Origin of the sequence: Pantoea sp. YR525 (assembly GCF_900116775.1) — a bacterium.
GTDB lineage: Bacteria > Pseudomonadota > Gammaproteobacteria > Enterobacterales > Enterobacteriaceae > Pantoea > Pantoea symbiotica.
The window spans coordinates 63,348-88,648 of the sequence record NZ_FPBU01000006.1; the positions used below are offsets into that span (position 1 = coordinate 63,348).

Consider the following 25,301-nt stretch of genomic DNA (forward strand, 5'->3'; position numbering starts at 1 on the left):
CGATAACCGCACTGTTGCCAAACAAAGGAATTAAAGTTAGTAATTAAAGCATGTTGTAACTACAAACCTTAATTCTTGCCCCGTCGCATTTGGTAATACAAAGCAACGCCCTCTTCATCTTCTCTGCGGATTTATCTGCTTCAATAAGCCTCCGATTTCATGAGGATTCGCCATGAACCGCCGCCACTTTTTATCGTATCTGACACTTTCCGCGCTGGCCGTGCGCAGCGGGCTAAACTTTGCTGCTCCAGCGCGCGTAACCACCCAAGTCCTGCCGCTGTGGCCTGATTTACCGCCGGGCGGCGGCGGTCCTGCAGGCGATCTGGTGATTTCAGCCAAAGGCGCACAGCGTAATATCGTGCAGCCCACGCTCACAGTAATGACGCCGCCCTCGCCCAATGGCCACGCGGTATTAATCGCCGCCGGTGGCGGTTATACGCGCATTGAAATGGGCAAAGAAGCCTGGCCCGCCGCAGCCTGGTTGACGGCGCGCGGATATACCGCTTACGTACTGAGCTATCGTTTGCCGCATGAAGGCTGGAAAGATGGCGCGATGGTTTCACTGCAGGATGCACAGCGCGCACTGCGCGTGGTGCGGCAGCGTGAACAGCATGTCAGCGTGCTGGGATTTTCCGCCGGTGGGCATCTGCTTGGAATGGCGATCACGCGCGCGGATTTCCGCTCGTATATGGCCACCGATGCACTGGATAACCTTCCCGCCACGGCCGATCGCGCTGCGCTGATCTATCCCATCATCACGTTAGAGCCGCCTTACACGCACACCTCAACCCACAAAATTCTGGTAGGTAAAAATGCGCCCGCCAGTGAAGATGCCGCATGGTCGGTGCAGGAGTTTGTTAATCCGCAATCGCCGCCCTTCTTTCTGGTGCAGGCAGAGGATGATCCGATTTCCGATCCGCATAACACGCTGATTATGGCTGACGCCTGTAAGCGCCAGCACGTGCCCGTGGAGATGCATCGCTACAGCAGTGGCGGACATGGATTTGGTATGGGCAGGCCCGGCACGCCCACAATGGCGTGGCCGGAACACTATGAAAGGTGGCTAAAGAGTTAACCGACTTCAGCTGTTTGCTTGCTAGCCAACCCCGCCAGCAAGGTCTGCGAACTGGCTACCGCACCAAAAATCCCGCCTTGCATATGGATCATGCTGAGCGCCGCTTCGTGGTGTTTCAGCTCGGTCGCCGCACAGCAATCTGACAACACTAAACACTCGAAGCCGCGATCGTTGGCTTCGCGCAGTGTGGTATGAACGCAGACATCGGTGGTGATGCCGCTGATGATCAGATTGCGAATGCCACGGCTGCGCAGGATCAGTTCGAGATCGGTGGCATAAAAGGAACCTTTGCCCGGTTTATCGATGATGACTTCACCCGGCAGCGGCGCCAGTTCCGGGATAATCTCCCAGCCCGGTTCACCGCGCACCAGAATGCGCCCGCACGGACCGGGCGCGCCGATTTCTGCCTGCATGCGCTTTGATCGCCAGCGCTTATTCGCAGGCAAATCACTTAAATCCGGCCGATGCCCTTCGCGTGTATGGATGATCGGGAAGCCCAATTCGCGCATCGTTGCCAGCACCTGCTGCAGCGGCTTAATCGGCGCGCGCGTTAAAGCAATGTCGTAGCCCATGCTATCAACGTAACCGCCCTTGCCGCAGAAATCAGTTTGCATATCGATGACGATCAGCGCGGTATCCTGCGGGCTGCAGCGGCCGTCATACGGCCACGAGTAAGGGGTTGAATCAATGGCGTAATCAGGCATTTTTTTCCTCCATCACATTTACCGTACTTTCACGTTTCAGTTTCACAATCAGCGTATAGCTGGCAGCCGCAGTGACTAAGCCAATCACCGCTTCACCAAACTGCGGGAAGGCGATATGCGCAATCACCGCACACAAGCTGCCGATCGCCCAGGCGGCAAAGGCGCTGCCACGCATGCGGCGCAATTTGCGCTGCTCGCTGATTTTGGCCATGAAGATCAAATCGACAATCATCACCGCGCCAAACGGTGGCACCACGATGCCGAGCAAGCTCAGCCATTCGAGGAAATAGGACCACACGCCAGCCAGCGCCAGCGCACCGCCGATCACACCGAGGATCACCGTCCACAAACGCATTTTGCTGCTAAACAGATGGCTGAAACCGACCGCGCCGTTATACAGGCAGTGCGTACACACCGAACCGAGATTGATAAACACAAACAGGAAGGCAATCACCGAGAGCAGCATGCCGTGACCCATCAGCATCGGCAGGAAGTTGCCACCGTTGCTCGCCGGATCAACCGCCGCGCCCACCGCCACAATCACCACGCCAAACAGATAAGAGATAACGTTCGCCACCGGGAACGCGGAGAACGCGGCAATCACCGCCGATTTACCGTCTTTCGACCAGCGGGTGAAATCTGCCGTCATGGTGCCGGAATCGGCGAATCCGGCCACCACCATTGTCACGGCGGTGCCCATGCTCATCGCGCCCACCGCACTACTGCTGCCGGTAAACTGCGTGATGGTGCTGAAATCGTGATCCTTCCCAATCAGCCACAGCGCCACCAATCCCAATACCACGAATAGCGGTGCTGCGATCATGCCGAGCACAGATAAAGCGCGCACGCCGAGGAAAGTGATCGCGGTATACAGCACCATGGCAAACGCCGTCACCGCCAGCGCGTTCCAGCCAAAGGTTTGATTGATCACCGTACCAGTTAAGCCGGTCTGGAATGCGTACCAGCCGATCACCACAGTAGAAAGGAAGCCCGAAACCAAAATGTAGCCTTTGGTACCAAAGATGCGTTTCGCCTGCAGCGCGAAGTTCATGCCGGTATTACCGGCGAACCAGCTGAGCGCGCCGACATAGGCAAACAGCACCAGATTGCCCAGCAGGATGGCGATCAGCGCCGGCCAGAAGCCGAGATGCCAGGTAATGATGCCGCCAAACAGCGCATTGGTGAGGATCATCGGGAAACCAAACCACACTGCCGAAACCGAACCGGTCGAGTGACGATGGCTGAGCGGAACCGGTTCGTGCTCGAACTCCTGCTCTAACGCCGGTGAATTTTTGTTAGTCATGGGCAACTCCGATTGAAACAGGTGTGATGTGATTCCAGGGTTGAATGCGCTCGAATGCGGCAGACGCCGCCAGCACCAGGCCATCGTCCAGATGACGACCCACGATTTGCATGCCAATCGGCAATCCACTGGCCGTAAATCCCGCGGGAACAGACGCCGCCGGTTGGCCGGTAAAATTGAATGGGAAGCAGAATGAGAGCCAGTGATCGCTACGCACCATGTGGCCATCGATGATCTCGGGTCCCTGCATGTTGAGCGGGAACGGCGGCACCGCCAGCGTCGGCGACAGCAGCAGATCGTAATGCTGCATAAAGCGCCACATCTGGTTGCACAGCTTTTTGCGCGTGGTATTGGCGTCGGTAAAGGTTTCAGCGCGCCAGTCGCGTTGCAGCATGGCGCTGAGATGCGGTGACATACGTGAACCGAGTTCAGCCTGCATGTGACGCATGCCGGAAAGATCGCTCTCAAAGGCCACCAGCGCGGCAAAAGTGGCGCCTTCATCGGCGATGCCGGGATCGACCTCATCCAGCTCGGCGCCAAGTTCACGGGCAAAACGGCGCGCGGCCTGAGTGACAACGTCACGCACTTCAGGATCGACAGCGATGTAACCGAAATCCGCGCTGAAGGCGATGCGCAGACCGCTCAGCGGCTTATTCAGCGCGGCCAGCCAATCCACGTCATTGCAGGGAATCGAGTGGCGATCGCGCATATCCGGCCCCGCCATCACCGACATCATCAATGCGCTGTCGCGCACTGAACGCGTCATCGGGCCAATATGCTCCAGTGATTCCCAACTGGAAACGCCGGGATAACGCTCATCGCGACAGCCCGGCCACAAAGGTACGCGCCCCATCGACGCTTTCAGGCCAAACACGCCGCAGTGCGCAGCAGGAATACGCACCGAACCGCCGCCGTCGCTGCCTAAGGCAATCGGACACAGGCGCGCTGCCAGTGCCGCACCGGAACCGGCGCTGGATCCGCCCGGCGTTTTGCTGAGATCCCACGGATTGCGCGGTGATGGAAACAGCGGATTATGCCCGACGCCGCTGTAACCAAATTCCGGCGCGGTGGTTTTCCCCAGCAGCACCGCATCAGCGGCCAGCAGGCGTTCAACCGTGATGTCATCCTCATCCGGGATGAAATCGGCGTAGGCATGCGATCCCGAAGTGGTTTTCACGCCTGCGGTGCAAATCAGGTCTTTTACCGCCAGCGGTACACCTGCCAGCGCACCCAGCGTTTCGCCGCGCGCGCGTTTCGCATCAACGGCGGCCGCCTGTTGCAATGCCAGTTGTGGCGTGGCGGTACAAAACGCCTGAATCTGCGGCTCGCGCTGCTCCATGCGATCGATTGCGGCTTGCGTCACTTCCTGCGCCGAAACGTCGCCGCTGCGAATTAACGCCGCCAGCGTGGTGGCATCTTCATCCAACAGTGCATCAAACATGCGAATACTCCCGATTTATGACTTATCGGAAACGTTGCAGTTTGCGTGCCAAAAAACGCCAAAAATGAGATTACTGTCCGCCAGGCCAGATGGGATACGCTCTTGGATACAAGATCGAATACTTATGTTTCTTTACAATGCAGGCGTTGAGACCAGAAGCACGAAAATGGCGCAGCAGTGCGCCACAATGGAGAGCGGCTTAATCAGCCGCAGGGATTAAATCCACCAGAACCTGTTCGATCACTTCAACCACGCGTCTGACGCGCAGCGAGATAAAGCGCGCGTCAGGAAACACCGCGTAGAGAAAACGATCTGGCAGGCGATATTGCGGCAAGATGCGCACCAGCGTTCCTGATTGCAACGCTTCGTGCACCAGCGGTAATTGCATGCCGCCGACACCAATATTCGCCTGCAGCGCCTGCAACAATCCTTCGCTGCTGTTGGCACGAAACACGGTATTTACCGCCAGCGCCACGCTTTCCTGATGGGATATCAGGCGCAGCGGCGCCTCTTTATCGATGCCGCTGAAGCGGACATGCGGATGCGCCGCCAACTCTGCCAGCGTGGTAATCGGCGTCGCACGTACCCGTTCAGGTGCAGCGAACAGCGGTGTTTCAATACGCGCCAGTAATCGCGCCGGAAACATCTCAGGCGGCCTTTCACTCAGGCGCAACGCGATATCCACGCCTTCACTCACCAGTTCAGCCACACGATCGTCGAGCGCGATGGTCAGATGCAGTTCGGGATTTGCTGTTTGCAGCGCCAGCAAATGCGGCAGAAAGCGCTGGCCTAATCCGCTGGGTAGCTGGATATGCACGCTGCCATGCAACGCTTGCTGCGCCGGACGCAACTGGCTCTCCACCTCCTGCATGGCGGCAAGCAGCGGCTGCATCTGCTGCAAATAACGCTCGCCCTGCTCGGTTAATTTCATGGCGCGCGTGGTGCGGTGCAGCAACACGATGCCGAGTTCCTCCTCCAGCGCGGCGATTTGCTGGCTTACAGCGGATTGTTTCATGCCGCACAGGCGCGCCGCCGCCGAAAACGATCCGGCTTGCGCCACGCGAATGAAGGTGTTAATGGCGTTAAGTTTGTTATTCATTTAATGATTTTTCTGATAAGTGACATCTGAATTGTGGGATATCAGCAATAAAAATAATAGATAACACTGTGCCTGTCTTGTTATCAGGAGAATCATCATGTCGCAAACACATAACGTCGCATTGGTGGCGGGCGCAACTGGGATTGTGGGCAGTCAGCTGGTCACCGCACTGCGTCAGCAGGATTGGCAGGTGATCGGCCTGACGCGCCAGCCCGCAATCTCAACGCACGATATCCCTTTCATCCACGTTGATCTGCTGGATGCGCAACAGAGCGCGCAGGCGCTGGCCCCGCTCAATCAGGTCACGCATATCTTCTACAGCGCGTGGCTGAATGCCGCCAGCTGGCGCGAGATGGTCGAGCCTAACGTGACGATGCTGCGCAATCTGGTGGTTAACATCGATAAGGTCGCGCCGCTGCGCAGCGTCAGTTTGATGCAGGGATACAAAGTGTATGGCGCGCATTTGGGGCCGTTTAAAACGCCCGCGCGAGAAAGCGATCCCGGCGTGGCGGGAGCCGAATTCAATGCGGAGCAGCGGCGCTGGCTCAGTGACTTTCAACGCGGAAAAAGCTGGCACTGGCATGCCCTGCGACCCGGCGTGGTCGGCAGCGCGGTGCCCGGTAATGCTATGAACCTGGCGCTGAGCATCGCGATCTATGCGTCGCTGTGTAAATCTCAGGGTTTGCCGCTGCGTTTTCCCGGTTCTTCACTCGCCTGGCACAGCATGGTCGATCATACCGATGGCGGATTGCTGGCGCAGGCCACGCTGTGGGCGGCCAATGCGCCTGGCGCCCACAATCAGGTATTCAACGTTAACAACGGCGATTTGTGGCGCTGGAGCGAGTTATGGCCGGCGATTGCCCGCTGGTTTGAACTGGAATGCGCGCCGGCGGTAAATCTGTCGTTTCATCAGCTTTTCCAGGATTACCGCGACCAATGGCAAAACATCGCTGAACAATATCAGCTGATCGAGCCGGATATCTTGCAACTGAATGATGGGCAATTTGCCGATTTTGTCTTTGGCTGGGATTACGACATGTTTGGTGACGGCAGCAAATTACGGCGCGCGGGTTTTAGCGGATATCAGGCAACGGATGAGATGTTCTTTACGCTATTTGCGCAGTTACGCGCAGCAAGCATTATCCCTTAAGCCAACAGGGAAGCCTGCGCTTCCCTGTTATTAATCGATTAATGCAAAATAGTTTTAGAGAAAACCTGAATCACTACAATGCCCAGCCCGATTAACATTAAGCCCGCCATTGCAGCAAAATCCAGTTTCTGGTTGTAGAAAAAATAAGACATGACCGACACCAAAAATATGCCCATTCCGGCCCAGATAGAATAAGCAATGCCGACATTCATCTGTTTAACCACTTGAGATAATCCATAAAATGAAATGGCATAACCGATTACCACAACCACGCTGGGAATAAGGCGTGAGAATCCTTGCGAAGCCTTCATCATGGTTGTGGCAATCGTCTCAGCGACGATGGATATCGCCAGTATCACGTAAACATTATTCATAAAGCCCTCTTAAATACCCGAGAGTAAACACGCATTATAGAGTAGCTGTTAGAGGTTGTTTTTCCAACGGATTAGATCGCGCTTTAGTAACGTCAGACCAATCGCCACCACCATAATATCTTTGAAAATAAACGAATCGAGTCCGCCCAACTGCGGTAACAGACTTAGTGTGACTAATCCGGTAAGAATCAACAATCCAGCGCCTATCATGCCTAAATCCGGACGTTTAAAACCCGCAATAAGCAGAATAACCGTAGTGAGTTCAACCACACCAAGAAAATAGCTGCTGCCGTGCAGGCCAAGGAAGTAGGGAAAAATACTCAGCCATGTTTTGGTAAATATGGGCTCCAGCGCCTGAACTTCAAATTCAAACCACTTTGCCATACCAAAAACCAGGAAAATAATAATCACCGATAATCTCAACACCATCGGTTCTTTGCTCGCGAGGAAATGGACCACTCGTGAAGTACAGACTTGTTTAGCTGTTGTCATAATAAACTCTCCAGTGATTCATGCAGCCAGCTCAATAAGAAATGAGCTGGCATAAAGACATGGTTCATGATGTCGATTACATCTCAACGCTGTCATATAAGGTGGCGGTGGCATAACCCTGATTACGCGTGTTGATATAGGTCACGCGATAAAAATCACTGCCCTTCATCTCGGCTTTCGCCGCCAGTTTTGTCACCAGTTCACTGTGCGTACCGCCCTGCACACTGATACTCCCGGTACGCACCACATTTTCACTGCTGTTACGCGTGAGTTCCTGAGCTGCGTTGGAGAAAAATGGGATCAAAACCAAAACTGCGATGATTGCGCTTTTCATAATACCTTCCTTTTGTTAGTGTTCGCTAAAATATATAACGCAGCTTAAGAGCAAACGCACCACGTTTTATTAGTGAACACTAAAATATGTGATGGCTTTATCAGAAAGTTCAGGTCGAGAGGGAGTTATGTCAATGAATGTCATCAAAAAATCAGGCAGACCGCGTCTGTTACCCAAAGAAGAGCTGGCGGCGATCATGTTCTCGATCTTTGCGAACAAAGGTTATGAAGCCACGTCACTCAACGATCTTACCCAGGCAACGGGTACCAAACCCGCCACCTTGTACCAGGCCTTTGGTAATAAAGAAGGGATGTTTATCGCTGCGCTTGAACACTACAAAACGACGTGGCTGGAGGATCTGGAGAAGATTCTTTCCTCAGAGGGATTGAGTTTTAACAATAAGATTAAGCAGTTCCTGTTTTCCGCTTTTAACCTTTTTTCCTGCGAAGGCAAACCGCCAGGCTGTTTGTTGGTGTTTTCCGCACTCTCATTTCGCCCTGAAGCCTCATCGTTAGGCGCTGAGTTATTCAACGAACGTCATGCATTTAAAGCGTGGATCATCGAGGAAGCGCAGCGTGCACAGCAGAACAACATCCTTTCAGGCAAATTATCTCCTGGAGAAACCGCTGAATTTATTCTGACTTTCGAAAGCGGTTTAGCCCTGATGGCGCTGGATAATCCAGACCAGAAGGTGATTAACAGTATGATCGATAAGATGATCGACGCAGTGATGTGCGAGTAACACCGCGTATTGTGATGTTAAAAACAGCCATATCTCCGCCTGGTTAATCGCTATATACTCCGGTGCATATCGAATTCAGGAGCCTTTATGCACATCTCTTTTAAGCGGATTATTCTCGCGGGATTACTCACTTTCGCCTCGTTGCACAGCTATGCCAGCCGCGTCGTGACCGATCAAATTGGCCGTCAGGTGACAATTCCGGACAAGATTGATCGCGTAGTGGTACTGCAACATCAAACCCTGAACCTGCTGGTGCAGCTCAACGCCACCGATAAAATCGTCGGGATTTTGGCGAACTGGAAGCAGCAATTAGGTGAGGGTTATGCGCAATTGGTGCCGGAACTAACGCAAAAAGCGATGCTGGGCGATTTGACGCATGTCGATTTGGAAAAGCTGGTGGCGCTGCATCCGCAGGTGGTGTTTGTCACCAACTATGCGCCGAAAGAGATGATCGACCAGATTTCTGCCTTGGGCATTCCGGTGCTGGCGATTTCACTGCGTCACGATGACGCCGGTCAGCAAGGCAAAATCAATCCCAGCATGCAGAATGAAGATCAGGCTTACGATCTTGGCATTAAGGAAGGCATCACGCTGATTGGAAATGTGGTTAACAAGCCAAAACAGGCGCAGGAATTGATTGATGCCGCCTTTGCGGGACGCAAAATCGTCAGCGATCGTTTGAAGAATCTGCCCGAACAACAGCGCGTACGTGCCTATATGGCGAATCCCGATCTCACCACTTACGGATCGGGTAAATACACTGGCTTGATGATGGCGCATGCGGGCGCTTTCAATGTGGCGGCCGCGACCGTGCAGGGCTTCAAACAGGTCAGCATGGAACAGGTTGTGGCGTGGAATCCGCAGGTGATTTTCGTGCAGGATCGCTATCCCAACGTGGTGCCGGAGATCCAGCAGGATGCGCGCTGGCAAACCATTGACGCGGTGAAAAATCATCGGGTGTGGCTAATGCCGGAATACGCCAAAGCCTGGGGCTATCCGATGCCAGAAGCGATTGGCCTCGGTGAACTGTGGATGGCGAAAAAGCTCTATCCGGAAAAATTCCGCGACATCGATATGCAACAACTAGCCGACCGCTGGTATCAGCGCTTCTACCGGACGCATTATCATGACCACGCTGAAGATTCTGGCCGCCGGTAGTTTACGCGCCGTGTGGCCGGATTTGGTGGCGGCATTTAGCGCGCTTTCCGGCCTCAAAGTCACCACCGATTTCGCTCCGGCGGGCCTGCTGCGCCAGCGCATCGAAGCAGGTGAACCCTGCGACTTTTTTGCTTCCGCCAACAAGCAGCATCCTGAGGCGCTTTTGCAGTCTGGACGCGCATCAGAAGTAGGATTGTTTGCCGCTAATACGCTGTGCCTGACGGTAAAGCGTGACATTGTCACGCAAAATGATGATTGGTTATCGCTGCTGTGCCGGGATGATTTGCGCTTAGCGACCTCAACGCCGCTCAGCGATCCTTCGGGTGATTACACCTGGCAACTGTTTGATAACATTGAGCAACGGCATCCCGGATTAGGAATGATGCTGAAAACCAAAGCGCGTGCTTTGGTCGGTGGTCCAGACAGTTTGGTGGTGCCCGCTGGTGAACTGGCGGCACAATGGTTGATTGAGCAGCAACACGCTGACATGTTTATCGGTTACGCCAGCTATGCGCCGCGCTTGCGGCGCTGCCCGCAGCTACAGGTGATAAGCATCCCCGCGCCCTTCAATGTTCAGGCCGAATATGGCTGGGCGTGCTGCTCAGCTGCCGCGCAGCCTTTCGCGGCGTTTATCTCATCCGCTGCGGCGCAGACGATTCTGCAGCAGCACGGTTTTATACCGTTTACGGATCGGTAGCCGAACGCTTATTTCCAAGCTGCTGCTGCAGCCAACTCGCCGCCCTTTTATAGCGACTCAAGCGCTGTGCCGGTGCCAAAACCTGGCGTAGCAGCAGGCAATAATCCATCACCAATCCCGGCGTCCAGGTCATACCTTCGGCGCGGCTGCGCACCAGGCTTAACAGCCAGAAGTCAGGATTAAACAGCACCCATAACCCCTGCAAACCGCGCTCGCCGAGCAAACCTTCGGTGGCGACATCCAGCGCCTGAATCACGCTGGTGGAACAGTTACGTGAGGTCAGGTTATAGCGCGTGTCGCTGGCGTTGCTGAGCCAGAAATTACGCAGCGCTTGCTGATTATAATGTGGCAGCGTCAGGCGTTTGTCAGGCCGACACCACGCCTTAATCTCTTTCTCCAGTGAAGGCAGGAAACAACCCTCTACATCAAACTCCTCTTTCGCCCGCAACGTTTTCAGGAAGCCACGAAAATCGCGGGAAACGTCATCCGCAGGATAGAGGCTGATATAAATCTCTTCGCCCATCTCCAGCGAGGTATGGCCGGTAGAAACTTCGCCGCGATGGTCAATCGCCGCCACCCAGCGATCAAACCACGGACGTCGACCTGCCACATCGCCGGAACCCACCGGCGTCCAGATGTAGACGTTAAGTGGCGTGCTCACCGCATTCTGACTCATCGGCGGATGCACATAGCCTAATCCGTGCGGCGCACGCAGACCGGCACGCGTAAACATTGGCAATGCGGTGACGCTGGTGTTGGCGGGCAAGGCGTGGATTTGTGCCGTCATCACCAGCAGATTGATGCCCCAACCCAACAGCAACAACGCAAAACACACCGGCACAATCACATGCGGTGATAGCGGCCAGTTGGTGGCAATCAGCACGCTGAACACCAACTCGCTACAGCCGAGCGTTAATTTGCGCGTCCAGCGCCGACAGCGCATCAGGCAACATGAGATGACGCGGAAACCGCCATCGAGTAAAAACACCGTAGCGAATGCCAGTGAAAGGCAAACGCCGCTGTCGTGGGGAGCGAGAAACACCAGCGCGCCAAAGATCAGCAATATCGTCGATTTCATCAAAGACGGCCAGGCGATACCGGCGGGGGCATAAAACGCATTTAGCGCTTCCGCTCCGCCCTCTAACGCCAAAAACATGCCTAAAAGCTGCAAGGGAAAGGAGACCGTTCCATGTTGCAGCAGATCCATGACGATCCCGGCACTGGCCCCCAGACAAATCACACCTAACGCGGCGAGATAAGGCCAGCCGGATCTGAGTGCCGGCCCACCCATCAGCAGAAACAGTAATCGCAACAAATGAACACTCCAGCGCTTAACTCAAAGCTCAGTACGCTCTGTAGACGCGGGCAATCTGCAGGAGTTCGGCGATCGCCCTCTAATTCTGACTTCGTTTACTGATGGTTGTAACAATGAGGGCACTGTACGTGGCGAAGCTTAAAATTGGCTTAACGATTAACCGGTTTACACAGTGATAGCCAACAATACCAGGCACAACAGCAGAACATAGGTACGCGCATGCCAGACATCGGGCACCGCCGGAATACAGCGGCGGGCAAACACCATCCCGATAAAACCGGCGACCACTAGCAGCAGTAAAATATTCAGGCTGATAAAGCCGAGATAACCGCTGGCAGGAATCTGCTGCCAGCCGCTGATGGCGTAAGTTATCGCGCCAAGAATGGCGACCGGCAGCGACAGCGAATTAGCCGCGCTGACGCAATCGCGCATGGCATAACCATGACGACGCAGCAGCGGCACGGTCATTACGCTGCCGCCAACGCCGAGCATGGCGGCGATCACACCAATCACTGTGCCGCCTGCGCTGAAGGTCAGCCGCGACAACATTCGCGGTGTAGTGCGGCTAAAAAAGCCTTTCCGCAGCAGGCAATCAGCGATAGTCACCACCATGTAAAGCATAAACAGCCTGCGCACCCAAATGTCGCTCATCACGCCCGCCAGCCAGGATCCGATCACCGCACCGAGCGCGATAAACCAGATTAGCGGCAACAAAGGGACATCATGCAATTTGCCCGCCCGCCAGTTTTTATAGCTGGCCCAGCCGGCGTTGAAAATCATCACGGCGGTCGAGGTTGCCACCGCGATATGCATCGCCTGCGCCGCCAGTAGCGGCTGCTGCAACAGCAATTGATAGACAAACGGCACCACCACAAAACCGCCGCCAAAGCCAAACAGCACCGTGGTGATGCCGGTGGCAAAACCCGCCAACCCAATAATTAACAGCTCGTTCATCGCCTTTCTCTGCATCATGAAAAGAGTGATGCAGCTTACGCAGCAAGCCACCCGCTTCCCATTTGCGCAGCGCTCATTTACCCTTGCAAATCAGTCAATTTGCGGTGGATATCGGGGATGCGAAATAGTCACATTGATGAATACGACCAAATTGATCGTGACGTGGTGGCGCTGGGCAATGACTACGCGCAGGGATTTGTGCTGCCAGAGCATCGCCATCGCCGCGCGCAGCTGCTGTATGGCGCGACGGGTTTAATGCACGTCGCAACGCAGGCGGGCGAATGGGTGGTGCCGCCGCAGCATGCGGTGTGGATTCCGCCGAACACTGTGCACAGCGTGAAGTTTGTCGGCGTCTCGACGCGCAGCCTGTATATCGAGCCGATTTGCGCGGCAGCATTGCGCGATCGCTGTAGCGTCATCAGCGTCTCGCCGCTACTGCGACAGCTGTTGATTGAAGCCGTTGATTTACCGCTGTTATATGCATCCGATCGCGATCGATCGCTGGTGCAGTTGCTGCTATTGGAGCTTGCGGCGATGCCTACACGGGAATTCGATATTCCGCTGCCGCAGCATCCGGTGTTGTTGGCGCAATGCCAGAAATTCTTACTGGCGCCAACCATTCATGATGCCGCCGATGGCTGGGCCAGCGCGATGTGTATGAGCCCCAGTACCTTCCGCCGCCATTTCTTACAGCAAACCGGCTTGTCTTTCTCGGCCTGGCGACAGCGCGCCTGCGTGGTGACGGCGTTGGCGTGGCTGGTGGCGGGCAAATCGGTTAACGAGGTGGCGCTCTCGCTCGGCTATGACAGCAGCTCCGCCTTCTCCACCATGTTTCGCCGCGTCACCGGCCAGGTGCCATCATTTTATATCGGCCACAATTGAACAAAGTTTCGCCACAACTTTGGCGATTTCAGGCTGAAAACCGGCTTTTCTTAGCCAGAATTATTTGCCTAACACACTGATTATTTGGTCATTCCTTCAAGCCCAAATGCATGTCGAACTTTCAGGCGCTTAACTGCTGCTGCACCGCATCTAAAAACGCCCGCAGCGCCGCCGGTTGCCGTTCACGCGACATGTAAAGCCCATAGATCGCCAGCGTTTTTGGCTGATAAGCCGGCAGTACGGTTTGAAGCTGTCCATTGTCGATGGCGTGACGCGCTTCCATCTCCGGCACCATCGCCACTCCACAACCGGCAATCGCCGCATCACATAGAACCGACGAGATGCCGGCGCTGAAATTGCCGTGCACCGCTGCAGAGATCGTTTCGCCGTGCGCATCTGAAAATTGCCAGCTCTGCCCAGCGAAACGGCTGTAATGCAGGCAGTTATGCTGCGCGAGATCGGCTGGCGTGTGCGGCGAACCATGCGCCTGCAGATAGCCCGGTGACGCGCACACCACCGAAACACAATCGCCTAAACGTCGGGCGATGGCGCCAGGTTCGGGATCGTCAGTGATGCGCACTGCCACATCAATGCGCTCACCGATCAAACTCACCGGCTGATTATTGATCTCCAGCTCGATGCGCACCGCCGGGAAACGCGCCAGGAATGCCGGGATCATCGGGCCCAAAATATGCGTGGCGGTAGAGTGCGCACAGGCGACGCGCAACGTGCCGTGCGGCTCGCTATCCGCGCCCTGATCGGCAATCTCTTCGGCTAATCTGGCTAGCGCGCGCGATTTTTCGAGGATCTTCTCGCCAGCGGGCGTGATGGTTAGCTTGCGCGATGATCGGTGCAGTAAACGCGCGCCGGCCCACTTCTCCATTTCATCCAGATAGCGGCTGACCATCGGCCGCGAAATATCCAACGCACGCGCCGCAGCACTTAAGCTGCCCAGTTCGCAAATGCGGTTAAACACCGTTGCCGCCGTGACTCTGTCCATGTTGGCTCCATCTGATCGTTTTATGAAACTGATCATATCCAGTTTCGGGAATTCTACCAGCCAGCGATTTCCCTACAATAGAGCCACAAATACGGCGAGGTGCCGGATAAAGGAAAATTCGATGAAAATGAAAACGCTGACTCTGGCATTGGCCTTCGCCGCCCTGCCTGCCTTCGCTGCGCCGCTCCATTTAGAGGTGTATAACCCGCAGCAGAACGGCATCTTCCCGGTCTCTTCGACGCTGGTTTCCGGGCCGCATGAAGCGATACTGTTTGATGCGCAGTTCAGCACTAAAGACGGTGAAAAGCTGGTGCAGATGATTAAAGCCAGCGGTAAAAAGCTGACGCAGATTGTCATCACCTCCGGCGATCCTGACTTCTATTTTGGTCTGGAACCGATTGTAAAAGCGTTCCCGCAGGTGAAGATTGTGGCGACGTCGGACGTGGTGAAACACATCGAAGCGACCAAAGCCGCCAAACTGGCGTATTGGGGCCCGCAGATGAAGGACGGCGCACCAAAACAGCTGTATGTTCCGCAGGTTACGCATGCCACCAGCTTTAAAGTCGATGGTGAAATGCTGGAACTGCGTCACGTCAATGATTACGCCGCTTACGTGTGGATCCCGGCCAACAAAGCGATTCTCGGCGGCACCGGCGTGGCTTCCGGCATTCACGTCTGGACCGCCGATACACAAACGCCTGCTGTTCGTCAGCAGTGGCGTAATGTGCTGAGCGAGATGCAAAAACTACAGCCTAAACAGGTGATTCCGGGCCATTATCTTGGCGAGCGCCCGGCGGGTGATGAGGCGATTACCTTTACCTTGAACTACCTGCAAACCTTTGAGAAAGCGTTACAGCAGCATAAAGGTTCGGCGCAGGTGATCAAGACCATGAAAGCCGCTTATCCGCATCTGCCGGAGGAGAGTTCGTTGGATCTGAGCGCCAAAGTGAATACCGGCGAGATGAAGTGGTAATGGATGTAAAAAACCGCACCATTCTCTTGTAGGGTCGCCATTCATGGCGACCTCTCGAAAGACCGCAGATAATCCAGCAAATACAAAGCGCGTTTGATTTGATAGGATTTTGGCCCGAATTTGCGAAATAAGGTTGCGGGTTATGCCCCAAAAGAAGGCGACGCTGATTGGTTTGCTGGCCATTCTGCTGTGGAGCGCGATTGTAGGACTGATTAAAACTGTCAGCGAAGGATTCGGACCGGTGGGCGGTGCGGCACTGATATACAGCGCCAGCGCGGTTTTGCTGATTTTCACCGTAGGCTTGCCAAAACTGCGCTCTTTTCCGCGCCGCTATTTGATTATCGGCAGCGTACTGTTCGTCTGTTACGAACTCTGCCTGTCGCTCTCATTGGGCTTTACCCACAGTGGACGCCAGGCGATTGAAGTCGGCATGGTCAATTATCTCTGGCCAAGTTTAACCATCGTTTTAGCGGTGATAGTGAATCGGCAAAAAACGCATCCGCTGATTATTCCGGGCGTGTTGCTGGCGGTTGCGGGCATTTGTTGCGTTTTGGGCGGCGATCAGGGTTTTTCATTCAGCGAGATCGCCAATAACGTGATGGATAATCCGTTGAGTTACGGCCTGGCATTAAGCGGCGCGGTGATCTGGGCGGTATATTGTGTGGTAACCAAAAAAATTGCTAATGGCAGCAATGGCATAACGCTGTTCTTTATCCTAACCGCACTGACGCTTTGGCTGAAGTTTTTGCTCTCGCCACAGCCGCCGTTTGTATTATCCGTTGGGGTTTGCATCAGTCTGGCGCTAGCGGCGATGGCGATGGGCTTTGGCTATGCCGCATGGAATGTCGGTATTCTACATGGTAACGTCACCATTTTGGCCGCCGCGTCTTACTTCATTCCGATCATCTCCTCGCTTCTCGCCGCCTTTATTCTGCGCTCGCATCTGACCGTCGCCTTCTGGCAAGGCACCGCGATGGTTAGCCTCGGATCGCTAATGTGCTGGTGGTCAACGCGCGTGCGGAAAGCGTAATACTAATCCTTAGCACAAAATTTACTCATTGATCATTTCCTGCACAGATAGAGATCTGTTGCTACTATAGCGACGCAACACACAGCAATGCGTTGCTACGAGAATTTCAGATTGGTAACGTTTACCTGGCCCGCGCTTAGCGGGCTTTTTTTTGCCGGTTATAAATAACGCGGCTTTTCGGTGCGGAATCCCAGGCCAATTAAGCGGCCAAACAGATGGCGCAGGAACGGAAAGCGGCTGATCATCTGTGGCACTTTGCTCGGTGTAGAACGTTTGCGTTTGTTGCTGCTCATCTTGATTTGCAGGAACTGGGTTGCGACCGTTGGAAACTGGCGGCGCTGCTGCACTTTTTGCAGATCGTGCAAGGCAACCTTGCCCTGCTGCAGCGGTTTGGTCAGCATATTGGCCGCTGCTACCGCATCCTGAATCGCCAGGTTAACCCCAACGCCACCAATCGGCGACATCGCATGCGCAGCATCGCCGATACAGAGCACGCCGGGTTTCATCCAGTGATCGAGGCGGTCGATGCGAATCGACAATAGCTTGAGTTTGTCCCACTCATCGACTTCCACCATGCGCTCTGCACTGAACGGTGCCACCTGCGCCATGGTGCTTTTCAGTGCATCCAATCCCGCCAGTTTTAACTCGTCGAACTGGTTTTTCTGAATGGTGTAGCCGCACTGCCAATAATCACCGCGATCAATGACAATGAAGTTCTGCTTCGGCCCTTTATGGCCCATGCCCAGCTGCGGATCATCGGGATGTTTCTCCAGCCGGAACCACAACACATCGCGTGGCGCACCGAAGCTTTTTCCGGTGAGTCCGGCTTTGGCTTTGACCTGCGAATTGCGGCCATCCGCGCCTATCACTAACGAAGTGCGAATGATGTGACGCTCGTTACCCTGTAACGTTTGCACGCCACTGATTGCGCCATCCTCATAAACGAAGTCATCAAATGCGGTGGATTGCAGCAGAGTAAATCCCGGAAATTTAGAGGCTTTTTTGGCGAGAAAGTTGAGGAAATCCCACTGCGGCATAAAGGCGATAAAGCGGCACTGAACCGGCAAACGTGAGAAATCTGCCATGGTGATCTCTTCGCCAGCCACTTCCGCTTGCAGCTTCTCCGCGCGTTGATGTGGCAAGGTTAGCAGCTCATCCAGCAAGCCAAGCTGGCGCATGATCTCCAGCGTTGAGGGATGAATGGTGTCGCCGCGAAAATCGCGCAGAAAGTCGGGATGTTTTTCGATTACCACGGCACGTAAACCCGCGCGCGCCAGTAAATAGCCCAACATCAATCCCGCCGGACCGCCGCCAACGATACAACAATCCGCGCTTAACGCATTTTCCTGTGCTGACTGCATCCTGTGCCTCACGCCAAAAATGATAATGGTTATCATTTATAGCATAGCCTGGCGTTAATGTGAGGAAACGAACAGCGATGCCTGGTGCGCCGGCGGCACGGCAAAGTTACGCTGCATGCGTTTTATCTCTTCTGCTGGCGGCAAACCGAACAGACGTTTGAACTCGCGATTAAACTGCGAAGCGCTTTCATAGCCCACCGCATGGCCGGCCGCTGCTGCAGTTATCTCCTGACGCACCATTAACATGCGCGCCTGATGCAGTCGTACCGACTTCACATACTGCATCGGCGGCTGATTGGTGATGCTTTTGAAATGGGTGTGAAATGTGGGCACGCTCATGCCCGCCAACGCTGCCAGTTGTCCGAGCGTTAGCGGCTGCGCATAGTGCGCGTGAATGTGGCTCAGCGCTTTGCCCACTTTGCCAAATTGCCCTTGTAAGGTGAGCGCAGCGCGCAGCGCGCTGCCCTGCGCACCGGTCAGCACGCGATAATAGAGTTCACGCACCAGCGCGGGGCCGAGCATCTTCGCATCCAGCGGATGGTTAAGCGTGGTGAGAAAGCGCAATACCGTCTCGCGCAGCGTCTGATCCATCGGGCTTGACATCATGCTCTGCGCCGCCTGGCTCTCAAACGCCATATCCTGCTGCTCCAGCTGCAACAGCAATTCAGTCGCCACATTGAAGTCGAGATGCAGGTAAATCGCCAGCAGCGGATGTTCCGCTGACGCCGCCGTTTCCATGGTAAAAGGCACCGGCACCGAAACCGCCAAATAATGTTGCTCATCGTACAGATAGACCTGATCGCCAAAGAAACCGCGCTTCGATCCCTGACACACAATCACGATGCCCGGATCGTACAGCACCGGCGTGCGCGCCAGTGGCCGATCGGAACGCAGGATGCGCACGTCCGGCAGCGCAGTCAGGTTGTAACCTTCCTGCGGCGCTAGCGTTTTAAGCAGTTCTACCGTTTGCTGCTGGAGAGCTTCGTTCATCGCGCAACATCACCTTCATAATATTAGGCAAGGAATATACAAGATAAGGTCTTATTGCCGTTTAATCGCCAGATTATTATGCATCCTCTACTTTTTGAGGAGAACTCGCAAATGTCCAAGGCTAAAACATTATTCATTACCGGCGTCAGCAGCGGATTTGGGCGCGCATTGGCACAAGTTGCACTAAGTCGTGGCTATCGCGTGGTCGGTACCGTGCGCAACGCTGCCGCAAAGGCTGAGTTTGAAAGTTTGCATGCGGAAAATGCTTTCGCCTATGAGTTGGATGTCACCCATTTCGCCGCCATTGATGCGGTGATTGCCAATGTTGAATCCCACGTTGGCCCAATAGATGTGTTGGTAAATAACGCCGGTTACGGTCATGAAGGCGTGATGGAAGAGTCATCGCTGGACGAGATGCGCCGCCAGTTTGACGTCAACGTATTTGGCGCGGTGGCGATGATTAAAGCCTTGCTGCCCTTTATGCGCCAGCGCCGTCACGGCCACATCATCAACATCACCTCAATGGGCGGGTTCATCACCATGCCCGGCATCAGCTACTACTGCGGCAGCAAGTTTGCGCTGGAAGGGATTTCGGAAACTCTGAGCAAAGAGCTGGCACCTTTCAACATTCACGTGACCGCCGTTGCTCCGGGATCGTTTCGCACCGATTGGGCTGGTCGTTCGATGGTGCGTAGCGCACGCAGCATCGCCGACTATGACGCGCTGTTCGACCCGATTCGCCAGGCACGTGAGGAGAAAAGCGGCAAGCAGTTGGGCGATCCGCTCAAAGCCGCCAGCGCGATGCTGGAGGTGATCGAAAGTAGCAATCCCCCGGCGCATCTGTTGTTAGGCAGCGATGCTTTGGAGTTAGTACGGCAGAAGATTGAATCATTTAGCGCAGAGATTGATCGCTGGGAAACGCTGACGCGATCGACGGATGGCTGATGAACTATAAACGGTAATATGCAGGTGCGCATGAATGCGCACCCTACAAAAAACGCTCCAAGCCTTTGTAGGGTCGCCATTCATGGCGACCGAAAGACGATAAAGTGACGAGTATTGCGCGGAATACACTCAGCATTGCCCTAGCCATTCCTTAAGTTATTGTTAACAATAAATTAGCACTTTTGGCCAAATCACTGCGAAACTGATTCGCCATATTCCTGTACATATTAATTAAACTTGTATAAGTTTGTTGGCTAAAGTTATACGTCAACCTTAAGGATGGAACCATGCGTCAGGATCGTAACTTTTCCACCGCGTCGGAAGCTATTGCGCGCTACTTCAAAGAAGCCTCTTTGCCTTCGCAGCAGGAAACGCTGGGGCAGATTGTGGTTGAAATCTTGCGTTCCGGAAGGACGCTAAGCCGTAAAACGCTGTGTACTAAGTTGCTGTGCCGCATGGAACAAGCGCGCGGTACTGAAGCAGAAATTCACTATCAGCAATTAATTGGACTGATGTTTTCCGTAGAACGAGAATCCTAAACCAGGCGCAGCTGGCCTGAGAATTAACCAAGTGGTTTCCGCCTCATTCGCATACTGGTAAGACTGAATCCACTTTGTTATTTGCCGCAGGTCTGCCGCGGTAACCAGAGAGAATCTATGTACAGAAGTGATGAAGAACGGCTCACCGACATCATCATGGGCGATGCAATTTTACAGTTGCTGAAAAAATCCGGCCCGCTTTCACCTCGCGCGCTGCTTGATAAATTGCGTGGGATGGCGTCGATTGAGCGCGATCCTCCGCGCCAGCAAGCACTAAGCCGCGCGATGTCGGAAGTGATGAATCATATTGAAACCCCGCAGTCTAGCGGAGTGGCGATCAAGAATACCGACAACGTGACGCATATTTTCCGCAATCGTGACGGTTCAGGTAATGGAACCAAGCATTAAATACCAGGCGAACGCATGTTAATCCGCGTTCGCCTTTTTGTTTCAAAGCTGTTAACACTTCACGCTTGTTTTCATCTGGCACTCTGTTAGATTCAAAACTCACACCACATTCTGGCGAGCTTTTATGTATATCTTCAACGCATTAACCACAGAGACCACAACCACCACCGCATATGGCGGCGGCGTGTGTGCATCTGTAGCGAAGAGATAAGCTCAAGCATCCTCAGCCCCGTCAATCACTGGACGGGGAATGGTCTCCGTTCATAGCATGCAGAAAGGAGACACACCATGCAGCCACAACATAAAGCCTTATTGGTTATTGATATGCAGAACGGCTTATTTCACGTTTCGCCAGCGCCCTTTGCTGCGGAATCTGTTTTAGCCAATATCAATCAGCTGATCGCGTTAGCCCATCAAGCGCATGCGCCGGTTTTCTTCGCCCGCCACACTGGACCGGATGGATCGCCCTTCGCCGAAAGCAGCCCGCTGACTCAGCTGATTCCTGAACTGCAGATGAATGCATCACACGATCGGGTATTTATGAAGCGCTATCCCAACTGTTTTCGCGACACTGAATTACTGGCAGCGCTCAAAAGTGCCGATATTCAAGAATTAGTGATTGTTGGAATGAAGAGCGAATACTGCGTGGATACCACTTGTCGCGCTGCCGCAGATTTAGATTTTCGCGTGGTGCTGATTGAGGATGGACATACTTCGGTGGATAACGGCGTGCTGAGCGCTGAGCAGATTATTGCGCACCATAATCAAACCCTTGCTGGGCCCTTTGTACAGCTAGTTTCAAGCGCCGCATATGCTTTCTGAGTGGCTGGAAATGAGGGCAAACGCCCTCTTTTCACTTAGCAAAATTACATCAGCTCAATACCAAAGCGCTTGAGCAGCGTGGCCCACAGCAGAAATAACAAGATGGTGAGCACGCAGCTCGCAATCAGCGTCGGCCAGAATCCGAGGCGTTGATAGAGAAACGGAAAGGCGACAAACATCGGTAAGGTCGGCACCACATACCAGAAGGTGTACCAGGCGTGGCTGGCAATTTTGGCCTGACTTTGTCCTTCCAGCTTCATCCAGATCAATACCAGCACGGTCACCAATGGGAGCGCGGCTATCAGCCCACCGAGGCGATCGCTACGCTTAGCCACTTCAGATATCAGCACCACCATGCCGGCAGTAATGGCATATTTGGCGATAAGCCACAGCATTAACATCTCCTTCCGTTTCTTCTTCAGCTATCAATGCCGAATCGCACATCCGCACTGCGACATTTCGCCCGGCACATGCTTGCCGTGATGCGAATGGCGCACCTGCAATTCGCCCTGCTGCCAGGCGTTACTGGTATCGGCACGGTTTTCCAGTAAACGATTAAGCGCTTCGGCCACCAGCAAATCACGACGCTGCGCCCAGCTGGTGAGATGCCAGGTTGACGCGCGAGCTTCATCGACATCATCGAAACCCACCACCGCGACATGCGCGCCCTGCGCGAAGTCGCGCACCGCTTGTAACGCGCCAAACGCCAGCACATCGCTTTCGCAGAAAAGCGCATTGATGCGCTCGGCAGCCCGCGTTTTCTTTAAATACGCCATCATCGCCTGATAAGCCAGTTCGCGATCGTTGCCACCGGCGGAGAGCTCGATTTTCAGTTCTTTCTGTTCTGCTTGCAGGCTGGCGACAAAACCGTCCAGCTGGCGCGCAGGCGCGCTGTTTTCCTGGCTGTGCATAAAGCCGAACCGTTGATGACCTTGCGACAGCAGCAATAATCCCATCTCTGCGCCTGCGTCAAAGCCATCGGCAATCACGACGTTGGCATCCGCACTGGCGCTGTGACTGAGATGGACGGTTGTCGCCTGAGGCAGAATATCGGCTGCCACACTCATTTCATCGCTAAACAGCGAGGTCAGAAACACTAAACCGCTGACAGGAAGTTGCGCGGCGTTATGCAGCGCGTTTTGATAACTTTCACGGGAATTGGCATTGAGCAGCAGCGTAATCAAGCCGCGTTCATTCAACTGACGCGTAACTTCATTGAGTAGCTTTACGGTATTGGGATTGGTGAACTCATCGCTGACAATGCCGACGATGTTGGAATTAACGGCCATGGACTGACTCTCCTGCAACTTAGCGTGCGGTAATTATTTGTAGGTAACAAAGTTAAGCATTCCACGTTACCCGAATAATTCGCGAGCGCCAATCGCTGGCCGTTGTTCCTGAGGTGAATTTATTAACGACGCGTCAGCGCTAATCTAACGCCTAAACCGATAAAGGTGATGCCCACCACGCGATCAAGTAATTTCTGCAGCATCACATTGCGCGATACCGCACTGGCCGCGCTGCCAGCAACCAGCGCAAAGATCACGTCAGTCATTAAACCCACAACGGCATACGTCAGGCCGAGTAACAGAAATGAGCTGGCATGATGCTCACCATCAACCATGACGAACTGTGGGAAGAAGGAGATGAAAAACAGCAATACTTTTGGGTTGGTGATCGAGGTAATAAAGCCGCGAACCAATAAATTGCGCGTATTAGAACGTGGGATCTCAGCCGGCTCCGTTTTCTCTTCTTCACGGTTGAAAAAGGTTCCCCACACCATTTTAGTGCCCAGATAAATTAAATACGCCGCACCAATATATTTAATCACCGTAAATAACAGTGGCGAAGCGGTAATTAACGCCGTCAATCCGATGGCGCTGGCAATGGCGTGAGTGCAACTTCCCAACGCAACGCCACTCGCTGATATCACGCCGCTGCGTCGCCCATTCGCTACGCTTTGTCCAACGACATAAGCCAAATCCGGTCCCGGTGTAATACACAACAGAAATACGGATGCGAGGAAAAGCGGAAAGTGCATGATATCCAGCATAGTGACACCTTGTATAAGATGAATAATTCAAGCACCTATCGTAGCGGCGCAATTAATTGCGCACAACAGAAGCCAGTCTCATACGATAATTTAAAATCTAAACAGCGAGATAAATCGCGTAATGAATAAATTGCATGTGTATGCGGTGCGCATAAATGCGCACCCTACGAAAACCTCAACTGTAGGGTCGCCATTTATGGCGACCATCTTAACGCCTTAGCGCTCAACTACTCATCCAGCAAAATCGCGAATCCGCCATAGATCATGCGTTTGCCATCGAACGGCATATTCTCGCCCATCTCTTTCATACGCGGATCGGACATCATTTTGGCATTGGCGGCGTCACGCGCTTCTCGCGAGGGATATTCGATCCAGCTGAATACCACCGTTTCGCCCTCTTCAGCTTTTACCGCGCGATAGAAATCGGTCTGTGTGCCTTCGGGGACATCGTCTGCCCAGCACTCGACGATACGCGTGGCGCCAAACTCTTTAAACAGCGGTGCGGCTTTGGCCGCCATGGCACGATAATCCTCCTTATTGGCTTCCGGCACCGCTACGACAAAACCATCAACATACGACATAGCTCGTTACTCCGTCGTGATTTGCGCGGTCAGTAATAACCGCCCATTAATTGTACAAATGATGTGCAATACGAGCCGAAACATAGATGGAAAATTGCGCGCTTACTCGCAGATTCTGCGCGTGCCAGACGATTTACGTTACACTGACGCCTTTGATCGTTAAGTTACCGAGAAATCTATGCGCATCACCATTGAATCGGCCGATCAGCCGTTTATTCACCGCTTATTGGGTGAAGAGATTGAGAGTATTGACACCGCATCCACCAATGCCACGTTATTACAGCAGGCGCTGCACAGCGCACGTCAGCAGAAGGATCACGAAGCCGATCTCGACTGGCGGCGCAACGCGCTGTTTCTGCTGCTGTTTGTGTTTTTATATGCCGCGCTGGGTGCGTCATTAACATTGGATCTCACGCCGCAGGCATCCAGCCATAAAAGTCTCGCTTATGCGCTGGAAGCAGTGCCGGTACTGATCGCCTTCTCAGGTTTATTTGTCTCGCTGCTCTACGTATTTCTCACCCGCAGTGGCGCACGTCGTTTGCGTAATTGGGAACAGGGAATTTTTGTGCTGGAGAAATACAGCGGCGCGAATTTCAGTCGGCAAATTAATGAAATGGGTTCACGCACCACAGATTATTCGCAGTCGGCAATTAACGTTGCGCTGGCGCTGTTTATTTGTGTGACCTGGGTGGTGATGTATAACTATTTCACCTTCACCACCAGCGGCGTGATTGGCAGCGTGATTTCGTTATTCATCACCACCATGACCTACGTGATTCTGGATATTCAGTTGCTGAAATCTAATTCATCCATCGCCATTGATGAACCGCTGATTCCGGCTGAAGACGAGAAAGAGAAGCCTTAAAAATTTTGTAGGTG

The 25,301-nt window shown here is 53.9% G+C and carries 29 protein-coding genes; 13 read left to right on the forward strand and 16 right to left on the reverse strand.

The window, feature by feature from the left end:
• The first annotated feature begins 172 nt into the window (after positions 1–172).
• Positions 173–1,075, forward strand: a complete 903-nt coding sequence (locus BM323_RS13320; RefSeq protein WP_008106896.1) for an alpha/beta hydrolase — start codon at positions 173–175, stop codon at positions 1,073–1,075.
• On the opposite strand, the gene BM323_RS13325 is transcribed toward BM323_RS13320, so the two are convergent.
• From BM323_RS13325 to BM323_RS13340, 4 genes are all read right to left on the reverse strand, one after another.
• On the reverse strand, positions 1,072–1,779 hold the full coding sequence (locus tag BM323_RS13325) for a biuret amidohydrolase (RefSeq protein WP_008106898.1): 708 nt from the start codon (positions 1,777–1,779) through the stop codon (positions 1,072–1,074). The genes BM323_RS13320 and BM323_RS13325 overlap by 4 nt on opposite strands.
• Complete coding sequence (locus BM323_RS13330; protein ID WP_008106900.1) at positions 1,772–3,082, reverse strand: purine-cytosine permease family protein; 1,311 nt, start codon at positions 3,080–3,082, stop codon at positions 1,772–1,774. The genes BM323_RS13325 and BM323_RS13330 overlap by 8 nt, the downstream gene beginning before the upstream one ends.
• Positions 3,075–4,523 carry an amidase gene (locus tag BM323_RS13335; RefSeq protein WP_008106902.1) on the reverse strand — a complete coding sequence of 483 codons (1,449 nt, stop codon included), beginning with the start codon at positions 4,521–4,523 and terminating at the stop codon, positions 3,075–3,077. The genes BM323_RS13330 and BM323_RS13335 overlap by 8 nt, the downstream gene beginning before the upstream one ends.
• Before the next feature lie 199 nt (positions 4,524–4,722).
• Positions 4,723–5,622, reverse strand: a complete 900-nt coding sequence (locus BM323_RS13340; RefSeq protein ID WP_008106904.1) for a LysR family transcriptional regulator — start codon at positions 5,620–5,622, stop codon at positions 4,723–4,725.
• Positions 5,623–5,719: 97 nt separating this feature from the next.
• On the opposite strand from BM323_RS13340, the gene BM323_RS13345 reads away from it, so the two are divergent.
• Positions 5,720–6,772, forward strand: coding sequence for an SDR family oxidoreductase (locus tag BM323_RS13345; RefSeq protein WP_008106906.1), 1,053 nt, complete (start codon positions 5,720–5,722; stop codon positions 6,770–6,772).
• Between the two features lie 38 nt (positions 6,773–6,810).
• Here BM323_RS13345 and BM323_RS13350 read toward each other — a convergent pair whose 3' ends face one another.
• The 3 genes from BM323_RS13350 to BM323_RS13360 form a co-directional block, all read right to left on the reverse strand.
• The gene (locus BM323_RS13350; protein WP_008106908.1) at positions 6,811–7,146 is read right to left on the reverse strand and encodes a DMT family transporter; all 336 of its coding nucleotides are present in this window, start codon (positions 7,144–7,146) and stop codon (positions 6,811–6,813) included.
• A gap of 48 nt (positions 7,147–7,194) precedes the next feature.
• Positions 7,195–7,638, reverse strand: a complete 444-nt coding sequence (locus tag BM323_RS13355; protein ID WP_008106910.1) for a DUF417 family protein — start codon at positions 7,636–7,638, stop codon at positions 7,195–7,197.
• Between the two features lie 76 nt (positions 7,639–7,714).
• Positions 7,715–7,972, reverse strand: a complete 258-nt coding sequence (locus tag BM323_RS13360) for a YdgH/BhsA/McbA-like domain containing protein (protein WP_008106912.1) — start codon at positions 7,970–7,972, stop codon at positions 7,715–7,717.
• Between the two features lie 91 nt (positions 7,973–8,063).
• On the opposite strand from BM323_RS13360, the gene BM323_RS13365 reads away from it, so the two are divergent.
• The 3 genes from BM323_RS13365 (at position 8,064) to BM323_RS13375 (ending at position 10,569) form a co-directional block, all read left to right on the forward strand.
• Positions 8,064–8,714, forward strand: a complete 651-nt coding sequence (locus BM323_RS13365) for a TetR/AcrR family transcriptional regulator (RefSeq protein WP_157179248.1) — start codon at positions 8,064–8,066, stop codon at positions 8,712–8,714.
• Positions 8,715–8,801: 87 nt separating this feature from the next.
• Positions 8,802–9,872 carry an ABC transporter substrate-binding protein gene (locus BM323_RS13370; protein ID WP_008106918.1) on the forward strand — a complete coding sequence of 357 codons (1,071 nt, stop codon included), beginning with the start codon at positions 8,802–8,804 and terminating at the stop codon, positions 9,870–9,872.
• On the forward strand, positions 9,841–10,569 hold the full coding sequence (locus tag BM323_RS13375; protein WP_008106920.1) for a molybdate ABC transporter substrate-binding protein: 729 nt from the start codon (positions 9,841–9,843) through the stop codon (positions 10,567–10,569). Before BM323_RS13370 ends, BM323_RS13375 begins: the two co-directional genes overlap by 32 nt.
• On the opposite strand, the gene BM323_RS13380 is transcribed toward BM323_RS13375, so the two are convergent.
• Positions 10,556–11,881: an HdeD family acid-resistance protein gene (locus tag BM323_RS13380; protein ID WP_238541728.1), complete on the reverse strand. Its 1,326-nt coding sequence runs from the start codon at positions 11,879–11,881 to the stop codon at positions 10,556–10,558. The genes BM323_RS13375 and BM323_RS13380 overlap by 14 nt on opposite strands.
• Before the next feature lie 168 nt (positions 11,882–12,049).
• Positions 12,050–12,838 (reverse strand): sulfite exporter TauE/SafE family protein, encoded by a 789-nt coding sequence (locus BM323_RS13385; protein ID WP_091003778.1) that lies wholly within the window; start codon positions 12,836–12,838, stop codon positions 12,050–12,052.
• Between the two features lie 117 nt (positions 12,839–12,955).
• On the opposite strand from BM323_RS13385, the gene BM323_RS13390 reads away from it, so the two are divergent.
• On the forward strand, positions 12,956–13,720 hold the full coding sequence (locus BM323_RS13390) for an AraC family transcriptional regulator (RefSeq protein ID WP_008102054.1): 765 nt from the start codon (positions 12,956–12,958) through the stop codon (positions 13,718–13,720).
• 121 nt (positions 13,721–13,841) lie between these two features.
• On the opposite strand, the gene BM323_RS13395 is transcribed toward BM323_RS13390, so the two are convergent.
• A complete protein-coding gene (locus tag BM323_RS13395) occupies positions 13,842–14,720 on the reverse strand; it encodes a LysR family transcriptional regulator (protein ID WP_008102056.1) in 879 nt (292 codons plus the stop codon).
• Positions 14,721–14,841: 121 nt separating this feature from the next.
• Between BM323_RS13395 and BM323_RS13400 the strand changes: the two genes are divergently transcribed.
• Complete coding sequence (locus tag BM323_RS13400) at positions 14,842–15,693, forward strand: Vmh family MBL fold metallo-hydrolase (protein ID WP_008102058.1); 852 nt, start codon at positions 14,842–14,844, stop codon at positions 15,691–15,693.
• Positions 15,694–15,835: 142 nt separating this feature from the next.
• Positions 15,836–16,723 carry an aromatic amino acid DMT transporter YddG gene (yddG, locus tag BM323_RS13405; protein ID WP_091003781.1) on the forward strand — a complete coding sequence of 296 codons (888 nt, stop codon included), beginning with the start codon at positions 15,836–15,838 and terminating at the stop codon, positions 16,721–16,723.
• Between the two features lie 158 nt (positions 16,724–16,881).
• On the opposite strand, the gene BM323_RS13410 is transcribed toward yddG, so the two are convergent.
• Both BM323_RS13410 and BM323_RS13415 read right to left on the reverse strand, forming a co-directional pair.
• Positions 16,882–18,084 carry an FAD-dependent oxidoreductase gene (locus BM323_RS13410; protein WP_008102061.1) on the reverse strand — a complete coding sequence of 401 codons (1,203 nt, stop codon included), beginning with the start codon at positions 18,082–18,084 and terminating at the stop codon, positions 16,882–16,884.
• Positions 18,085–18,138: 54 nt separating this feature from the next.
• Positions 18,139–19,074: an AraC family transcriptional regulator gene (locus BM323_RS13415; RefSeq protein ID WP_008102063.1), complete on the reverse strand. Its 936-nt coding sequence runs from the start codon at positions 19,072–19,074 to the stop codon at positions 18,139–18,141.
• 111 nt (positions 19,075–19,185) lie between these two features.
• On the opposite strand from BM323_RS13415, the gene BM323_RS13420 reads away from it, so the two are divergent.
• The 4 genes from BM323_RS13420 (at position 19,186) to BM323_RS13435 (ending at position 21,788) form a co-directional block, all read left to right on the forward strand.
• Positions 19,186–20,019, forward strand: coding sequence for an oxidoreductase (locus BM323_RS13420; RefSeq protein ID WP_008102065.1), 834 nt, complete (start codon positions 19,186–19,188; stop codon positions 20,017–20,019).
• A 287-nt stretch (positions 20,020–20,306) separates the two neighbouring features.
• A complete protein-coding gene (gene ycgZ / locus BM323_RS13425) occupies positions 20,307–20,558 on the forward strand; it encodes a regulatory protein YcgZ (protein WP_008102068.1) in 252 nt (83 codons plus the stop codon).
• A gap of 117 nt (positions 20,559–20,675) precedes the next feature.
• Positions 20,676–20,966 carry a hypothetical protein gene (locus BM323_RS13430; protein WP_008102070.1) on the forward strand — a complete coding sequence of 97 codons (291 nt, stop codon included), beginning with the start codon at positions 20,676–20,678 and terminating at the stop codon, positions 20,964–20,966.
• A 288-nt stretch (positions 20,967–21,254) separates the two neighbouring features.
• Positions 21,255–21,788 carry a cysteine hydrolase family protein gene (locus tag BM323_RS13435; protein WP_008102072.1) on the forward strand — a complete coding sequence of 178 codons (534 nt, stop codon included), beginning with the start codon at positions 21,255–21,257 and terminating at the stop codon, positions 21,786–21,788.
• Positions 21,789–21,832: 44 nt separating this feature from the next.
• Here the strand turns inward: BM323_RS13435 and BM323_RS13440 are convergent, their stop codons facing one another.
• The 4 genes from BM323_RS13440 to BM323_RS13455 form a co-directional block, all read right to left on the reverse strand.
• Complete coding sequence (locus BM323_RS13440) at positions 21,833–22,183, reverse strand: DUF3147 family protein (RefSeq protein WP_008102074.1); 351 nt, start codon at positions 22,181–22,183, stop codon at positions 21,833–21,835.
• A gap of 30 nt (positions 22,184–22,213) precedes the next feature.
• Positions 22,214–23,077, reverse strand: coding sequence for a substrate-binding domain-containing protein (locus BM323_RS13445; RefSeq protein ID WP_008102076.1), 864 nt, complete (start codon positions 23,075–23,077; stop codon positions 22,214–22,216).
• A 122-nt stretch (positions 23,078–23,199) separates the two neighbouring features.
• Positions 23,200–23,841: a LysE family translocator gene (locus tag BM323_RS13450; RefSeq protein ID WP_008102077.1), complete on the reverse strand. Its 642-nt coding sequence runs from the start codon at positions 23,839–23,841 to the stop codon at positions 23,200–23,202.
• A 227-nt stretch (positions 23,842–24,068) separates the two neighbouring features.
• On the reverse strand, positions 24,069–24,422 hold the full coding sequence (locus BM323_RS13455; protein WP_008102079.1) for a DUF1428 domain-containing protein: 354 nt from the start codon (positions 24,420–24,422) through the stop codon (positions 24,069–24,071).
• A gap of 178 nt (positions 24,423–24,600) precedes the next feature.
• On the opposite strand from BM323_RS13455, the gene BM323_RS13460 reads away from it, so the two are divergent.
• On the forward strand, positions 24,601–25,287 hold the full coding sequence (locus BM323_RS13460; protein WP_008102081.1) for a RipA family octameric membrane protein: 687 nt from the start codon (positions 24,601–24,603) through the stop codon (positions 25,285–25,287).
• Positions 25,288–25,301: the final 14 nt, after the last annotated feature.

Excerpts from the sequence above, each read along its gene's own strand:
- BM323_RS13420 (WP_008102065.1), top strand. The coding sequence starts at position 19,186 with ATGTCCAAGGCTAAAACATTATTCATTACCGGCGTCAGCAGCGGATTT.
- BM323_RS13430 (WP_008102070.1), top strand. The coding sequence starts at position 20,676 with ATGTACAGAAGTGATGAAGAACGGCTCACCGACATCATCATGGGCGAT.
- BM323_RS13345 (WP_008106906.1), top strand. The coding sequence starts at position 5,720 with ATGTCGCAAACACATAACGTCGCATTGGTGGCGGGCGCAACTGGGATT.
- BM323_RS13385 (WP_091003778.1), bottom strand. The coding sequence starts at position 12,838 with ATGAACGAGCTGTTAATTATTGGGTTGGCGGGTTTTGCCACCGGCATC.
- BM323_RS13415 (WP_008102063.1), bottom strand. The coding sequence starts at position 19,074 with ATGAACGAAGCTCTCCAGCAGCAAACGGTAGAACTGCTTAAAACGCTA.
- BM323_RS13325 (WP_008106898.1), bottom strand. The coding sequence starts at position 1,779 with ATGCCTGATTACGCCATTGATTCAACCCCTTACTCGTGGCCGTATGAC.
- BM323_RS13350 (WP_008106908.1), bottom strand. The coding sequence starts at position 7,146 with ATGAATAATGTTTACGTGATACTGGCGATATCCATCGTCGCTGAGACG.
- BM323_RS13440 (WP_008102074.1), bottom strand. The coding sequence starts at position 22,183 with ATGCTGTGGCTTATCGCCAAATATGCCATTACTGCCGGCATGGTGGTG.
- BM323_RS13410 (WP_008102061.1), bottom strand. The coding sequence starts at position 18,084 with ATGCAGTCAGCACAGGAAAATGCGTTAAGCGCGGATTGTTGTATCGTT.
- ycgZ (WP_008102068.1), top strand. The coding sequence starts at position 20,307 with ATGCGTCAGGATCGTAACTTTTCCACCGCGTCGGAAGCTATTGCGCGC.
- BM323_RS13450 (WP_008102077.1), bottom strand. The coding sequence starts at position 23,841 with ATGCTGGATATCATGCACTTTCCGCTTTTCCTCGCATCCGTATTTCTG.
- BM323_RS13445 (WP_008102076.1), bottom strand. The coding sequence starts at position 23,077 with ATGGCCGTTAATTCCAACATCGTCGGCATTGTCAGCGATGAGTTCACC.
- BM323_RS13375 (WP_008106920.1), top strand. The coding sequence starts at position 9,841 with ATGACCACGCTGAAGATTCTGGCCGCCGGTAGTTTACGCGCCGTGTGG.
- BM323_RS13360 (WP_008106912.1), bottom strand. The coding sequence starts at position 7,972 with ATGAAAAGCGCAATCATCGCAGTTTTGGTTTTGATCCCATTTTTCTCC.
- BM323_RS13435 (WP_008102072.1), top strand. The coding sequence starts at position 21,255 with ATGCAGCCACAACATAAAGCCTTATTGGTTATTGATATGCAGAACGGC.
- BM323_RS13335 (WP_008106902.1), bottom strand. The coding sequence starts at position 4,523 with ATGTTTGATGCACTGTTGGATGAAGATGCCACCACGCTGGCGGCGTTA.
- BM323_RS13455 (WP_008102079.1), bottom strand. The coding sequence starts at position 24,422 with ATGTCGTATGTTGATGGTTTTGTCGTAGCGGTGCCGGAAGCCAATAAG.
- BM323_RS13395 (WP_008102056.1), bottom strand. The coding sequence starts at position 14,720 with ATGGACAGAGTCACGGCGGCAACGGTGTTTAACCGCATTTGCGAACTG.
- BM323_RS13330 (WP_008106900.1), bottom strand. The coding sequence starts at position 3,082 with ATGACTAACAAAAATTCACCGGCGTTAGAGCAGGAGTTCGAGCACGAA.
- yddG (WP_091003781.1), top strand. The coding sequence starts at position 15,836 with ATGCCCCAAAAGAAGGCGACGCTGATTGGTTTGCTGGCCATTCTGCTG.
- BM323_RS13355 (WP_008106910.1), bottom strand. The coding sequence starts at position 7,638 with ATGACAACAGCTAAACAAGTCTGTACTTCACGAGTGGTCCATTTCCTC.
- BM323_RS13460 (WP_008102081.1), top strand. The coding sequence starts at position 24,601 with ATGCGCATCACCATTGAATCGGCCGATCAGCCGTTTATTCACCGCTTA.
- BM323_RS13340 (WP_008106904.1), bottom strand. The coding sequence starts at position 5,622 with ATGAATAACAAACTTAACGCCATTAACACCTTCATTCGCGTGGCGCAA.
- BM323_RS13400 (WP_008102058.1), top strand. The coding sequence starts at position 14,842 with ATGAAAATGAAAACGCTGACTCTGGCATTGGCCTTCGCCGCCCTGCCT.
- BM323_RS13365 (WP_157179248.1), top strand. The coding sequence starts at position 8,064 with ATGGCTTTATCAGAAAGTTCAGGTCGAGAGGGAGTTATGTCAATGAAT.
- BM323_RS13320 (WP_008106896.1), top strand. The coding sequence starts at position 173 with ATGAACCGCCGCCACTTTTTATCGTATCTGACACTTTCCGCGCTGGCC.
- BM323_RS13390 (WP_008102054.1), top strand. The coding sequence starts at position 12,956 with ATGCGAAATAGTCACATTGATGAATACGACCAAATTGATCGTGACGTG.
- BM323_RS13370 (WP_008106918.1), top strand. The coding sequence starts at position 8,802 with ATGCACATCTCTTTTAAGCGGATTATTCTCGCGGGATTACTCACTTTC.